At 72.2% G+C, this 13,121-nt stretch carries 13 protein-coding genes; 4 read left to right on the top strand and 9 right to left on the bottom strand.

Features of this window, described 5'->3' with window-relative positions; translation table 11 throughout:
- Nucleotides 1–49: 49 nt before the first annotated feature.
- Complete coding sequence (locus OG767_RS00745; protein WP_405091722.1) at nucleotides 50–1,723, bottom strand: cation acetate symporter; 1,674 nt, start codon at nucleotides 1,721–1,723, stop codon at nucleotides 50–52.
- The gene (locus OG767_RS00740; protein ID WP_091061706.1) at nucleotides 1,701–2,069 is read right to left on the bottom strand and encodes a DUF485 domain-containing protein; all 369 of its coding nucleotides are present in this window, start codon (nucleotides 2,067–2,069) and stop codon (nucleotides 1,701–1,703) included. Before OG767_RS00740 ends, OG767_RS00745 begins: the two co-directional genes overlap by 23 nt.
- A gap of 224 nt (nucleotides 2,070–2,293) precedes the next feature.
- On the opposite strand from OG767_RS00740, the gene OG767_RS00735 reads away from it, so the two are divergent.
- Entirely contained in the window at nucleotides 2,294–3,277 is a 984-nt protein-coding gene (locus OG767_RS00735; protein ID WP_405091721.1) for a hypothetical protein, read from the top strand.
- 44 nt (nucleotides 3,278–3,321) lie between these two features.
- On the opposite strand, the gene OG767_RS00730 is transcribed toward OG767_RS00735, so the two are convergent.
- On the bottom strand, nucleotides 3,322–3,945 hold the full coding sequence (locus tag OG767_RS00730; RefSeq protein ID WP_405094098.1) for a flavin reductase family protein: 624 nt from the start codon (nucleotides 3,943–3,945) through the stop codon (nucleotides 3,322–3,324).
- Between the two features lie 346 nt (nucleotides 3,946–4,291).
- On the opposite strand from OG767_RS00730, the gene OG767_RS00725 reads away from it, so the two are divergent.
- Genes OG767_RS00725 through OG767_RS00715 form a run of 3 tightly spaced genes read left to right on the top strand, consistent with a single transcriptional unit; the run spans nucleotide 4,292 to nucleotide 5,539 of the window.
- A complete protein-coding gene (locus OG767_RS00725; protein ID WP_405091720.1) occupies nucleotides 4,292–5,077 on the top strand; it encodes a Scr1 family TA system antitoxin-like transcriptional regulator in 786 nt (261 codons plus the stop codon).
- Nucleotides 5,074–5,262 (top strand): DUF397 domain-containing protein, encoded by a 189-nt coding sequence (locus OG767_RS00720; protein WP_405091719.1) that lies wholly within the window; start codon nucleotides 5,074–5,076, stop codon nucleotides 5,260–5,262. The genes OG767_RS00725 and OG767_RS00720 overlap by 4 nt, the downstream gene beginning before the upstream one ends.
- Before the next feature lie 19 nt (nucleotides 5,263–5,281).
- Nucleotides 5,282–5,539, top strand: a complete 258-nt coding sequence (locus tag OG767_RS00715; protein WP_281934068.1) for a hypothetical protein — start codon at nucleotides 5,282–5,284, stop codon at nucleotides 5,537–5,539.
- A gap of 131 nt (nucleotides 5,540–5,670) precedes the next feature.
- Here OG767_RS00715 and OG767_RS00710 read toward each other — a convergent pair whose 3' ends face one another.
- From OG767_RS00710 to OG767_RS00685, 6 genes are all read right to left on the bottom strand, one after another.
- On the bottom strand, nucleotides 5,671–6,159 hold the full coding sequence (locus OG767_RS00710) for an SRPBCC family protein (RefSeq protein ID WP_405091718.1): 489 nt from the start codon (nucleotides 6,157–6,159) through the stop codon (nucleotides 5,671–5,673).
- Entirely contained in the window at nucleotides 6,159–7,853 is a 1,695-nt protein-coding gene (locus OG767_RS00705; RefSeq protein ID WP_405091717.1) for an ABC transporter permease, read from the bottom strand. Before OG767_RS00705 ends, OG767_RS00710 begins: the two co-directional genes overlap by 1 nt.
- Nucleotides 7,838–8,602: an ABC transporter ATP-binding protein gene (locus OG767_RS00700; RefSeq protein WP_107156465.1), complete on the bottom strand. Its 765-nt coding sequence runs from the start codon at nucleotides 8,600–8,602 to the stop codon at nucleotides 7,838–7,840. Before OG767_RS00700 ends, OG767_RS00705 begins: the two co-directional genes overlap by 16 nt.
- Nucleotides 8,603–8,681: 79 nt before the next feature.
- Complete coding sequence (locus OG767_RS00695) at nucleotides 8,682–10,322, bottom strand: cation acetate symporter (RefSeq protein WP_357298594.1); 1,641 nt, start codon at nucleotides 10,320–10,322, stop codon at nucleotides 8,682–8,684.
- Nucleotides 10,322–10,759 (bottom strand): hypothetical protein, encoded by a 438-nt coding sequence (locus OG767_RS00690; protein WP_107156467.1) that lies wholly within the window; start codon nucleotides 10,757–10,759, stop codon nucleotides 10,322–10,324. Before OG767_RS00690 ends, OG767_RS00695 begins: the two co-directional genes overlap by 1 nt.
- Nucleotides 10,760–10,941: 182 nt before the next feature.
- Nucleotides 10,942–13,023, bottom strand: a complete 2,082-nt coding sequence (locus OG767_RS00685; protein WP_405091716.1) for a carboxypeptidase regulatory-like domain-containing protein — start codon at nucleotides 13,021–13,023, stop codon at nucleotides 10,942–10,944.
- Nucleotides 13,024–13,121: the final 98 nt, after the last annotated feature.

Here is a 13,121-nt window from a genome sequence, read left to right as displayed (position 1 = left end):
CCGCTTAACGCCTCCGGTAGAGGCGGGGGCCCCGCTTGACAGCTACCCGTCAGTGCGCGCCCGCGCCGGTGAGCGAGCGCACCTCCAGTTCCGCGTACTTGTCGTCGTCGCGCTCCTTGGACAGGACCGTGCCGAGCCAGCCGCACAGGAAGCCGAACGGGATGGAGAGGATGCCCGGGTTCGACAGCGGGAACCAGTGCCAGTCGTGGTCGGGGAACATCGCCGTCGGCGCGCCGGAGACGACCGGGGAGAAGAAGACCAGCAGCACGGCGGCGAGCAGGCCGCCGTAGATCGACCACACCGCGCCCGAGGTGTTGAACCGCTTCCAGAAGAGGCTGTAGAGGATCGCCGGCAGGTTGCCGGAGGCGGCCACCGCGAACGCCAACGCGACCAGGAACGCCACGTTGAGGTTCTGCGCGAAGATCGACAGTACGATCGAGACCGCGCCGATCACCAGCGCGGAGATCCGGGCGACGTTCACCTCCTGCCGCTCCGACGTCTGCCCGTTCTTCACCACGTTGGCGTAGAAGTCGTGCGCCAGGCTGGACGACGACGCCAGCGTCAGCCCGGCCACCACCGCGAGGATCGTGGCGAACGCGACCGCTGCGATGATCGCCAGCAGGGTCGCGCCGCCCAGGTTCCCGCCGAAGAAGTCCTCGCCGAGCGCCTCGGCGAGCTGCGGTGCGGCCGTGTTGCCGGCCTTGTCCTGCGCGGTGATCGCCTGCCCGCCGACGATCGCCGCCGCGCCGAAGCCGAGCGCCAGGGTGAGCAGGTAGAACGCGCCGATGATGCCGATCGCCCAGAGCACGCTCTTGCGGGCCGCCCGCGCGGTCGGCACGGTGTAGAAGCGGATCAGGATGTGCGGCAGGCCGGCCGTGCCGAGCACCAGCGCGATGCCCAACGAGAGCAGGTCCATCTTGCTGTAGAACGTCTTCAGCGCGTCGCCGGGCGTCTCCACGCCGTAACGCAGCCCGGGTTCCAGGAACGCCGCGCCCTTGCCGGAGGCGGCGGCCGCGTCACCCAGCAGCGAGGACAGGTTGAACTTGTACTTCGCGAGCACCAGCAGCGTCATCACCAGCGCGCCGGTCATCAGCAGGAACGCCTTGACGATCTGGACGTACGTGGTGCCCTTCATGCCGCCGACCGTGACGTAGATGATCATCAGCGCGCCGACCAGCACGATGGTGGCCACCTTGGCGGTGTCCGCGTCCATGCCGAGGAACGTGGTGCCCGGCTTGATGCCGAGCAGCAGCGCCACCAGCGCGCCCGCGCCGACCATCTGGGCCAGCAGATAGAAGATCGACACGGTGATGGTGGAGACCGCCGCCGCGGTCCGGACCGGCCGTTGCCGCATCCGGAACGCCAGCACGTCCGCCATCGTGTACCGGCCGGAGTTGCGCAGCAGTTCGGCGACGAGCAGCAGCGCCACCAGCCAGGCGACCAGGAAGCCGATCGAGTACAGGAAGCCGTCGTAGCCGTAGAGCGCGATGATGCCGGCGATGCCCAGGAAGGACGCGGCGGACATGTAGTCGCCGCCGATCGCCATGCCGTTCTGGAAGCCGGAGAAGGAGCGCCCACCGGCGTAGAAGTCGGTGGCGGTCTTGGTCTGCCGGCTGGCCCAGACCGTGATCGCCAACGTGATCGCCACGAAGATCAGGAACAGCGTGATGGTGAGGTTCCGGGCGGTGGTGCTGCCCGCCTCAGCCGCGAGGACCGTGTTCATGGTTCACCTCCCCCATCTCGGCGCGGATCCGGTCGGCGACCGGGTCGATCCGCCGGTTGGCGAACCGCGAGTAGAGCCAGGCGATGACGAACGTGGAGACGAACTGGAGCAGGCCGAAGACCAGGGCGACGTTGATGTTGCCGACCAGCTTCGTGCCCATGAATCCCCGCGCGTACGCGGAGAGGATGACGTAGAGCGCGTACCACAGGAAGAACGCGACGGTCATCGGGAAGACGAAGCCGCGCAGCGCGCGCCGCAACCCGGCGAACTCGTCCGACCGTTGGACGGCTAGGTACCGTTCCGCCGTCGACTCGGAGGGTGCGGACGCGGGTGTGTCCGTGGACATCTGTGGATCACCACCTTCGCAGGCGTGGGGGATTTTCCGGGCACGCTAGAGAGCGCGCCTCCCGGCGCGAAAGGCTCAGCCTGGCCCCGGGCGACGGCTGCGCCGAACGGCGCCCCCGCTGCGCCCAGTGACCCAGATCACTCCGCTAACCGGTCGGATCCGGGTCGACCGTGAACCCGGACGGAACCCGGCCCGTCGTGGGGGGCACCTTCGGAAGGAGTGCCATGCCAGCGACGAGAGGGCACCTCTACCTGCCCTATGGCGAAGACAGCAGCATCCAGGTCGACTACGTGCACAGTGGCCAGGACGCCAACCGGACGACCGTGCTGGTGCCGTTCGCGGTGGACGACGCCTGGCGCGCGCGGATCGAGGAGGCGGTGCGGGCGAATCACCCCGAGCGCACGGACATCCAGATCAGCAACGCGGCGACCGGCGAGGTCAGGTACGTCGGCCGGCAGCCGACCGAGTCGACCCCCTCCCCGGAACCGGATCAGGTGGTGCACCCCACCCCGGAGCAGAACAACGACCGCGCCCGGAACATCGTCGGCAACTATCTGACCGGCAGCGACATGTACACCGACGAGCACCGTTCGGCGCTGGCGGACGACAGCCGGGTGCACCACCCCGGCTACAGCGAGTTCGTGTCGCAGGTGGCGGCCAACGACGCCGGCGCGCCCGGGCAGGCGTTCGGGCGGGCCGCGCACGTGGAGGGCATCACCACCCGGGGGCCGGTCGGGGAACGCGACACCTACCTCAACCCGAACAATCACACCGTGTTCGCGCAGGCCCACGAGAACTTCCACCGCATCGAGCACCCCAGCCTCCAGGCGCCGGACAGTCGTCTCACCGACTCCACCGTGGAGGGGATGACGGAATACATGACGCAGTCCGCGGCCGGGCTGGACTTCCGGACGGCGGGCCAGCCGGGGCAGCGCGGCTTCACCTATCGGGAGGAGACCCGGACCGTCCGCGACGCGGTACGCGACGGTGGGTACACGAACCAGGACGTCCAGCGTGCCTACCTGCGGGGCAGTGAGAGCCCGACGGAACGGATCGCGCAGGTCCAGAACGGGAACACTGCCGCGATCGCCCGGATGACCTCCACCGGTGACGCGGGCCGAGCCGGCCCCCCGAGCGTCCGTCCGCCGAGCGGTGGCGCGTCCGGCCCGTCCACCAGCCAGCAGCGCGGCGGCGGGCTCGCCAAGTAGCCCGGTCGGGAACCTCCGGGCCGCTCGTGCCGGAGGTTCCCGACCTAGTCGGTCAGCTCCCGGTAGCGGCCCCGGTAGTGCAGCAGGGGAGCACTCTCGCCGGGGAGGTCGACCGCCTCGATGGTGGCCTCCACCAGCAGACCCCAGCCGTACTCGCGGGCCGCGTCGAGCCGGCAGCCGGCCCAGCCACCGGCGTCCGCCGGCACCGGCCCGTACGGCGTCTCGGTCCAGGCGTCCAGCGCGAACAGGCCGCCGGGCGACGGGAAGAGGCCGGCGAAGCGGTCCGCGAGCTGCCGGTGGCGCGGGCCCAGCGGCGCGACCGCGAACCGCCCGGCGTCCTCGACCGCCGCCCACAGCTCCGACTCCGCGTCGACCAGGCCGAGCAGCCGGTCCGGCTCCCCTTCCGCGATCAGCGTGGAGGAGACGGTGAGCCCGGCCGGGCCGGGCGCGGTCCAGAGCGTCACCGGGGCGGCCAGCCGGCCACGCAGCCGGCGTGCCGGCGAGCGCTGCCCGGCCGGCACGGCGAACGGGTCGGTGTGGTGGATCTCGGCACCCGGCTGCTCATGATTCACGTGAAACATTGTGCCGCCCCGGGCCCGCGCCCAGCCGAGGAAGCGCCAGTACCGGTCCGTGGCGTCGCTGAGCTGCTCGTTCGCCTCGGCGAGCAGCCCGCCGAGATGGAACAACAGCGCGGTCCGGTCGCCCCGCACGCCCGGCACCGCCACGTCGGGCGCATCGGCACGTGCGCCCGGTCCCTCCCGATCTTGGAAGCTACGGGCCCCTCGGGGGGCACCTTTCTTCCAAGATCTCCCGGATCTCTTCGCACTCGCGCCTCCCTGGGAAGGGGTCGCCCCGACCGGGGATGGTCGGGGCGACCCGTCGCAGGACCGGCCACCGGGTCGTGGCCTCCACCGGCCGGGCCGCGTGCCTCCACCCTGGACGCGTCCCGACCGACAGGGCAGGATGCCAGGAGTTACTACGGAGCGAAGTCGCGTACTTACCAACGGGGTGAGGATGGACATCGAGGTGTGGATCCGGGCGCTGAAAGCTGCCCGCGCCGGAGCGGACCTCTCGCAGGAGGCGCTGTCGGCCACCATCAGATGGAGCCCGTCGACCGTGGCCGCCATCGAGACCGGCCGCCGCCGACCGACGATGGAGTTCGCCATCGCCGCCGACCAGGCGCTCGGCACCGGCGGCCTCCTGGCAAGCCTGCTGAGGGAGTACGACGGCGACCGCTCACCGTCGTGGTTCCTGCCCTGGCAGGGCTACGAAGATCAGGCGGTCCTGATTCGCAACTTCGAGCCGTGCGCGATCCCCGGCCTCCTTCAGACCGAGGAATACGCCCGAGCCATCTTCGAGGCCGGCCGCCTGTACGGGAAGGACCGGGTGGACGAGTTGCTGGCGCTGCGCATGGCTCGCCAGCGGGTGCTCGCGAAGTCGGATGCGCCGGACTGCGTCTTCATCGTCGACGAGAGCGCGTTACGGCGGTCCATCGGCGGGCGGGCGGTCATGGACGGCCAGTTCGGCCGGCTACTCGACGCGGCAGAACATCCACGGGTCCGCCTGCATGTCCTACCTCTCGACATCGGCGCACATCTCTCACTCGGCGGCGGCTTCGCCATCGCCGAGTTGCCGGGCGGCGAGCACATGCTCTGCCTCGACAACCCGGCGCGAGGGCAGATCGCCGACTATCCGGAGTGGATCCGCCTCATGCTGCGCAAGTGGGAGATCCTGCTCGGGGAGGCGCTGCCGGAGCGTGCCTCACTCGATCTGATCCACAAGTTGAAGGTGACGTCGTGAACCAGCCCGCATGGCAGAAATCCTCGCGATCCGACAACGCCGGCAACTGTGTCGAGGTGGCGGGCAACCTGCCCGGTGTGGTGCTGGTCCGGGACAGCAAGGACCCGTCCGGCCCGGCCCTCACCTTCACGCCGGACGCCTGGCGCTCCCTGCTCGCCCACCTCCACCGGGCGCCGCTCGACTGATCCGCCTACCCTCCGGGGCATGGCTCTCGTACCCCCGCAGAAGCTCGCCCAGGACCGCGTCATCACCGCCGAGGCCATCGTCGGCGGTCAGGTCGACCTGCGCGCCTACCCGCACCGGCATCTGATGGTCATCGCCCGGCACAAGTGGGGCAGCAGCGGCTTCCCGCCGTTGATGGAGGCTGTCGAGCACCTGTCGAACTACGGCTGGGAGCTGGTCAACGTGCTCAGCGTCGGCGACGGTCACCACGTCTACGCCGCGATGCGCCGCACCGTGTAGCGCCTCCTTCCGGCGACGGTCCACGGCCGGAACAAGGCACCGGTTTTTTCCGTCATGACTCTGGGTCATATTTATGACTCACGGTCATAGCGCAAAAAAAGTAAATTGCCGCCGAGCGCCGAGCGCCGAGGCTAGGACGGCAGCGTGCGGCGGGCGGCGGCCAGCACCTCGGGGTCGGCGCAGCCGGCCGCGTACCCGGCGATCCGGCGGCGGATGTCCCGGCCGAGCAGCCATCCGCCGATCCGCTCGGCCACCGGGCGCAGGAACGCCGGCCGGCACCGGAAGTTGTACCGCCAGGTGGCTACCGTGGTGCCCGGCTCCGGGCCGGGCGCGAAGCGCCAGCCGCCGCCGAAGCGTTCGAAGAACCACGGTCCACGGACCATTTTCATGCCCACGTTGGTCGGTGGCGCCCAGGAGACGTACTCGCTGACCATGGTCAACCCGTGCCGGGAGCGGGTGAAAGTGCGCACGCCCCGGCCGGGGCGGGTCGCGCCGTCGACGAAGTGCTGCTCGCGGACGAACGGGTCCCACCGGTAACGCACCGGTGCGACGGTCTGGGAGACCGCGAACGCCAGCTCCGGCGGGACCGGCACGGTGACGACCGCCTCGACGACCGGCATCAGCGCCTCGGCGTGACCGAGGCCAGCAGCTCCGGCTGCCGGCGGTCCAACGCGTCCCCGGCCAGGTACGCGCCGAGCAGCGCCGCGCCCGTCCCGTACGCCACGCCGACCGGCAGCGCCAGCCAGAGCCAGACGTCGCCGAGCAGCCCGGCGGCCACCACGAACGGGATCGCCGCCGCCGCCGAGGACACCATGGACAGCAGCGTGAACAGGCTCTTCGCGATGCCCGCGCCGGTGTTCATGGCGAACGGGTTGCTGGTCTCCGGCAGCGAGTACGCGCCGAGCACCGAGATGAACCCGTTGATCGCCAGCCCACAGCCGTACGCGGCGAACAGCCCGCCGGCCATCACCCCGAGCCATTCCGGCCGCCCCAGCACGACGCCCAGCACCACCGCGACGACCAGCAGGATCGGCACCACGTAGAGCGAGAACGCCGTCATCCGGGCCCGCAGCTCCACCCGGCCCGGCACGCCGGCGACCACGTTCGCCGCGTACGCGCTGCCGTCGAAACCGAACTGGTTGGCCAGCGTCACCGAGGCGAGCACCCCGACGAAGACCATGGAGATGCTGACCAGCACCGGGGAGGAGTTGGCGCTGGCCTCGCCGAACGCGGCCCCGCCCTCGACCGCGAGCGACGCGCCACCCAGGTTGACCATCACCGGCACGAACACGCCCACCACGGCGACCGTGATCAGGTTGGCCCGCCGTCGGGCGTCCCGCCACCAGTAGCGGCACTCCCGGGCCACCAACGCGCCGAACCGGTCCCGCCGGGCCCAGCCGACCGCGCGCGGGAAGAGCTGCGCGATCGCGCCGCCGACCACGCCGCGCGGGGCCCGCGCCGGCCCGGCGCTCGCCGCGCCGACCATCGCCGACTCCAACGACCGCGACCACCAGAGCAGGAGTACGCCGATCGTCGCGGCGGTGATCAGCAGCTTCACCACGGCCGCGAGGGCCCGGCCCTCGGCCACGTCGATGCCGGCCGTCCAGGGCGCGCCGAACGGCGTCCAGCCGACCACCCGGGCCACCCCGGTCAGCCGGTCCCAGTCGGCGCTGCGCACCGCGGCCAGCACCAGCAACTGCAACGGCCCGAGCAGCGCGGCCAGCACCGCGAGCAGCACGGCGGCCAGGTCACGGACCCGACGGGACCGCAGCATGGTGGCGAACGCGCTGGTCAGCGCGCGGGCCCCGGCCACGCAGACCAGCAGCCCGGTGACCACGCCGACGGCCTCCACCAGCGCGGCCGACCAGCCGCCCAGCGCGCCCGCGGTGATCACCAACCCGGCCACCGTGATCAGGGTGGCCAGCGCCGGCACGCTGACCAGCGCGGCGGCGAGCAGGCCGGTGACCAGGGTCCGGCGGGAGAGCGGCAGCAGCGCGAACCGGGCCGGGTCCAGCGTCTCGTCCACGCCGAAGAAGACCAGCGGCAGCAGCAGCCAGCCGAGCGTCAGCACGCCGCCGCCGAACGCGGCGGCCAGCAACGCGTACCGGGGTTCGTCGGCCAGGCCGGGCGCGGCCAGCAGGAAGAACCCGGTCGCGGCGAACCAGAGCGCGAACAGCACACCCAGCACGAACAGCGCGATCCGCCACGCCTGGCCACGGAAGTTGTTGCCGAGCACCCGCAGCTTCAGCCGGACGAAGTGCCGGGGCGAGACGGCCCGCGCCGGGGGCTCGACGGCGGTCACCGGGACAGCCACGACAGCTCCTCGCCGGTCGCGGTCCGGCCGCCGACGACCTCGACGAAGACGTCCTCCAGCGACCGGTCGCCGCGCACCTCGGTCAGCGTGCCGACCCGCTTGATCGTGCCGTCGGCCAGGATCGCCACGTGCGAGCAGAGCCGCTCGACCACCTCCATCACGTGGCTGGAGAAGACCACCGTGCCGCCACCGGTCACGTACCGGTGCAGGATGTCCCGGATCAGCGCCGCCGAGACCGGGTCGACCGCCTCGAACGGCTCGTCGAGGACCAGCAGGCGCGGGCCGTGCAGCAGCGCGCAGGCCAGGCCGATCTTCTTCTTCATGCCGGCCGAGTAGTCGACCACCAGCGTGCGGCCGGCGTCGCCGAGCGCCAGCACGTCGAGCAGCTCCGCCGCCCGCTGGTCGACCACCGCCGGGTCCATGCCGCGCAGCAGACCGTGGTACGCCAGCAGCTCCGCCCCGCTCAGCCGGTCGAAGAGGCGTACGCCGTCCGGCATCACGCCGAGCAGGCTCTTCGCGCGGACCGGGTCGGCCCAGACGTCGTACCCGAGGACGCGGGCCTCGCCGGCGTCGGGCCGCAGCAGGCCGACGGCCATGGAGAGGGTGGTGGTCTTGCCGGCCCCGTTCGGGCCGAGCAGGCCGTAGAACGAGCCGGTCGGCACGGCCAGGTCGACCCCGGCCACCGCGACCTTCGTGTCGAAGCGCTTGGCCAGGCCACGGAGGTGCAGGGCCGGGTGCTGATCGGTCATGGTCCGACGGTAGCCCGCCCCGGCCAGCGCCTGCTCGGGCCGAAGGACGATCTTTCCGTCATACCTGAGAGGTAGGCGCCTACAGGCGCAGCGACTCCGGCGTGTGCAGGCGGAGCATGGTGGTGCCGACGTCGCGGGGCAGGCGTCGCCGGCTGGCCATGGAGACCACCACCATCACCGTGAACGCCAGCGGCACCGTCCACGCCGCCGGCTGGGTGGTGAGCGTCGCCGGCCAGCCGGTCAGCGGCGGGCCCAGCACGGTGACCAGCACCGCGCCGATCGCCGCACCGCCGCCCACCAGCACCCCGGCGGCGGCGCCCAGGTCGGTCAGGCCGCGCCACCAGATGCCGAGCACCAGCAGCGGGCAGAAGCTCGACGCGGCGACCGCGAACGCCAGCCCCACCACCTGCGACACGTCCAGCCCGGAGACGTTCAACGCGAGCACCGCCGGCACCGCGCCGGCGATCACCGTGGCGAGCCGGAAACCGCGTACCGAGCCGCGGCCCAGCACATCCGTGGAGATCACCCCGGCGACGCTGGTGAGCAGCCCGGACGAGGTGGAGAGGAACGCCGCGAACGCGCCGGCGGCGACCAGTGCGGCGAGCAGCCGGCCGGTGACGCCGTCGCCGAGCGCCGCGCCGGGCAGCAGCACCACCACCGCGTCGGTCTGACCGCTGACCAGCAGTTGCGGCGTGTAGATCCGGCCCAGCACGCCGTAGATCGTGGGCAGCAGGTAGAAGACGCCGACCAGGGCCAGCACCACGAGTGTGGTGCGCCGGGCGGCGGCGCCGTCCGGGTTGGTGTAGAAGCGCACCAGCACGTGCGGCAACCCCATGGTGCCCAGGAACGTGGCCAGGATCAGGGAGTACGTGGCGAACAGGCTGCGGTCGTCGTCGCCGGCGGTGTCCGGCAGCAGCCAGTCGGTGGCGGCGATCGCCGCGCCGGACACCTCCGGCACCGGGTCACCGGCGGCGAAGTCGAGGCGGTCGCCGGGGCGTACCTCCCGCACGTCGCCGTCGGGCAGGGTGAGCGTCGCGCGGTGCTCGACCACCACGGTGGTCGCGGTCCGGAACGCCGGCCCGTCGGGTGGCGTCACCGCCGGGCGGGCGTCGGCCTGCCACTGCAACGCCAGGAAGATCGCCGGTACGGCGAGCGCGGTCAACTTGAGCCAGTATTGAAAAGCCTGCACGAACGTGATCGCCCGCATGCCGCCCAGCGCCACGTTCGCGGTCACCACCACGGCCACCAGCAGCGCCCCGACCGGGTACGGCGACCCGGTCAGCGTGGCCAACGTCAGCCCGGCGCCCTGCAACTGCGGCACCAGGTAGAGCCAACCGATGAAGATCACGAAGACGGTGGCGATCGTGCGGAGCCGACGCGACCCGAGCCGCACCTCGCAGAAGTCCGGCAGCGTGAACGCGCCGGAGCGGCGCAGCGGGGCGGCCACGAACAGCAGCAACGCCAGGTAGCCGGCGGCGAATCCGACCGGGTACCAGAGCACGTCCACGCCGTACTTGAGGATCAGGCCGGCCACGCCCAGGAAGCTGGCCGCCGACAGGTACTCCCCGCCGATCGCGGCGGCGTTCCAGGTCGGGCTGACCGCCCGGGACGCGACCAGGAAGTCGGACGTGGTGCGGGCCAGCCGCAGGCCGTAGAAGCCGATGCCGACGGTGACCAGGGTGACCGCCACGATCGCGGGGACCACGTACCCGTTGGCCATCAGCGCTCCGGCCGCTGGACCAGGTCGACGAAGTCCTGCTCGTTGCGTTCCGCCAGCCGCACGTACGCCCAGCCGACCACGATCAGGAACGGGAACGCGGCCACCCCGAGCAGCACCCACGGCAGGTTCACGCCGAGCACGGTGACCCGCCCGACCGACGGCGCGATGGCGAACAGCCACGGCAGGCCGCCCAGCCCGATCACCACCAGCAGGCTGAGCCGCAGCGCCAGCGAGAGCTGGGCGCGCATCAGGCCCTGCACCAGCGTCTCGCCGACCCGGGTCTGCTGGGTCAGCTCGGAGCGGGTGCGGTCGGCGCGGCTGCCGGTCCGGGAGACCTCGGCCAGCACGACCCGGGTCCGCTGCGGGACGCGCGGGCCGGGGACCGGGGCCGCCGCGACGGGCTGCCCCGCCGGCTGCTGGTCGTCGGCTGCGGTCATCCCCGGCAGTCTCGCCCGCTCAGCGTGAATGTCAAGCGCAGCGTGGACGGCGCTGTGCACAACCTGTGGATAACGCCGCACACCTGTGGACAACTCGGTGGATGAGCGCGGACCCGTTGTGGACGACGGGACCGGAACAGCAGTGCGGGGCCGGCCCACGGACTGGCCCCGCACGTGCCGGGTCAGCTCGTCGGGACCACCAGGTCGGCGGTGAGCGTGCCGGTGGCCGGCACCACGAACAAGCCGAGCTTGCGGGTGCCGTCCGGGTCGGTCACCAGGTAGCGGCCGGAGTAGTCCTGGCCGGCGAACGACACGTCGTAGGTGACGTAGACGCGCTGGCGGCCGGTGACCTGGAGCGTGTAGCGGCCGTCGGACATCCAGCCGGAGCCGGCAACGTCGCCGGTGTCGGCGCTGCGGGCGACCACCCAGCCGTTGGTGAACGACGCGCCGTCCTGGTTGGTGAACGTGCCGGTCACCGTGCTGCCCGCCCGCATGGCGGTGTCGAGGGTCGCGGTGCCCCCGGCGGTCACCGGCACCGGCGTGGCGGTGTAGCGGCTGACCGCGTCACCGGACCAGTGGACGGCGTACGGGTGGCCGCTGAAGACCACCGGCCAGTCGTACGGGCCGAGGCGGTCGAGCGTGTAGCGGCCCTGCTCGTCGGTGCTGGCGTCGTTGACGCCGACACCGGGGTGACCGGTCAGCACCGAGACGTCGACCGAGTTCGCCGGCTTGCCGGTGGCCGCGTCGGTGACCGTGCCGGTGATCCGGCCGGCCGGGTCGAGCCGGACCTGCGGCCCGGCGGTCACCGTACCGACCGTCGCGGTGACGGTGGCGGCCTGCCGCTCGTCACCGGTGCCGCCGTCGGCGCCGACCCACTGCCGACCGTAGGGGGCGTCGCCCGGGTCGGCGAAGAGCCGGTAGGTGCCACCGGCCAGCGGACCCACCCGGATTCGTCCGGCCTGGTCGCTGCAGTTTCCGTGCCCGTCCACCAGCCCGGCCTGCTTGGGCAGGAACGCGTCGAGGCAGACGTCGGCCACCGGCCGCCCGGTGGCCCGGTCGACGATGGTGCTGGTGATCAGCGCGCCCGGGCGCAGCTTCGGGGCGACCTCGGTGGTCTGGCCGGCCAGCACCCGCACGGTGAGGCGGCGGTCGAAGTGCAGGCGGTCCGCCGTGTAGACGTAGATCTCGTGCCGGCCCTGCGGCAGGCCGGTGAGGGTGACGGCCCCGGTGCCCCGGCTGCACGTCTCCGCCGACTCGACGCAGAAGTCGGTCACCGGGGCGCCGGTGACCGAGTCGACGGCGCGGACCCGCACGGAGCCGGTGCCGAGCAGCGCGTCGGCGATCCGGGTCCGCTGGCCGCCGCGCACCACCACGAGGTTCGCGTCGGTGTAGTCGAGCTTGCCCCGGTAGTACTGCGTCCGGTCGTCGGTCTCGAAACGCACCTTGTAGGAGCCGGCCAGCAGCGCCGGGACGGTGAAGGTGCCGTCGGCAGCGGTCTCGGCGTCGACCCCGCCGTACATGTTGGCGGTGTTGACCGCGACCCGGGCGGAGGCGAGCGGCGCGCCGGCCGCGGTGGTGAACGTGCCGGTGAGGCTGCCGGTGGGCAGCACCGTCTCGTTGACCACGGTCTCCTGGTCGGCGGTCACCCGGTAGCGGCCGGCGTCGACCTCGTCGAGCTTCCCGGGAACGTACTGGGTCTGGTAGGAGCCCTCGATCGGCCGGAAGGAGAGGGTGTAGTCGCCGGGCGTCGCGGCGATCCGGAAGCGCCCGTCCTCGTCGGTGGACCCGTAGGCGTTCGCGGAGTTGTCGGGCCGGTCGGCGTAGATGCTGAGCCAGGCGACGGGTGCGCCACCGGCGTCGGTGATCCGCCCGGTGAGCAGGCCGGTGGCCCGGAGCTGGTCGTCGGCGGTGGCGGTCTCGCCGCTGCCGACCGTCACCGGGTCGGCGTCCCAGATCACGGCCTGCTGCCGGTAGTACTGCGCCGGCTGGTCGACCGGGTGGAAGCCGACGAGGTAGCGCCCCGCGTCCAGCCCGCCGACCGACCAGCGGCCGTCGCTGTCGGTGGTGGTCCAGCCGGCCGTGGCGTAGCTGTCGGCGTCGAACACCTCGACCTGGGCGTCGGCCGCGCCGGCGCCGGAGCTGGTGGTCAGCCGTCCGCTGACCGTGCTGGTCTCCGCGGCCTGCGCCGGGGCTGACCCGGGCAGGACGAGGAAACCGGCGACGACGGCCGCGGTGGCGGCACGACGTGCGAAGGAAAAACGCATCTGCGTCCCAACGTGAGGATGGTGGGGCGACCCCGCGCAGGCTTCGCCCACACCGCCCCCCGCGCCCCGTCCGGGATCGGCCCGGCCAGGATAGGTAC

Source organism: Micromonospora sp. NBC_01392 (genome assembly GCF_045040125.1).
Lineage (GTDB): Bacteria > Actinomycetota > Actinomycetes > Mycobacteriales > Micromonosporaceae > Micromonospora.
Note: the sequence above shows the minus strand (reverse complement) of the source record. Positions and strands in the feature narration are given on the sequence as shown.

Coding starts and splice junctions, on each gene's coding strand:
- OG767_RS00745 (WP_405091722.1), bottom strand. CDS start 1,723: ATGAACACGGTCCTCGCGGCTGAGGCGGGCAGCACCACCGCCCGGAAC.
- OG767_RS00740 (WP_091061706.1), bottom strand. CDS start 2,069: ATGTCCACGGACACACCCGCGTCCGCACCCTCCGAGTCGACGGCGGAA.
- OG767_RS00735 (WP_405091721.1), top strand. CDS start 2,294: ATGCCAGCGACGAGAGGGCACCTCTACCTGCCCTATGGCGAAGACAGC.
- OG767_RS00725 (WP_405091720.1), top strand. CDS start 4,292: ATGGACATCGAGGTGTGGATCCGGGCGCTGAAAGCTGCCCGCGCCGGA.
- OG767_RS00715 (WP_281934068.1), top strand. CDS start 5,282: ATGGCTCTCGTACCCCCGCAGAAGCTCGCCCAGGACCGCGTCATCACC.
- OG767_RS00710 (WP_405091718.1), bottom strand. CDS start 6,159: ATGCCGGTCGTCGAGGCGGTCGTCACCGTGCCGGTCCCGCCGGAGCTG.
- OG767_RS00700 (WP_107156465.1), bottom strand. CDS start 8,602: ATGACCGATCAGCACCCGGCCCTGCACCTCCGTGGCCTGGCCAAGCGC.
- OG767_RS00695 (WP_357298594.1), bottom strand. CDS start 10,322: ATGGCCAACGGGTACGTGGTCCCCGCGATCGTGGCGGTCACCCTGGTC.
- OG767_RS00690 (WP_107156467.1), bottom strand. CDS start 10,759: ATGACCGCAGCCGACGACCAGCAGCCGGCGGGGCAGCCCGTCGCGGCG.
- OG767_RS00685 (WP_405091716.1), bottom strand. CDS start 13,023: ATGCGTTTTTCCTTCGCACGTCGTGCCGCCACCGCGGCCGTCGTCGCC.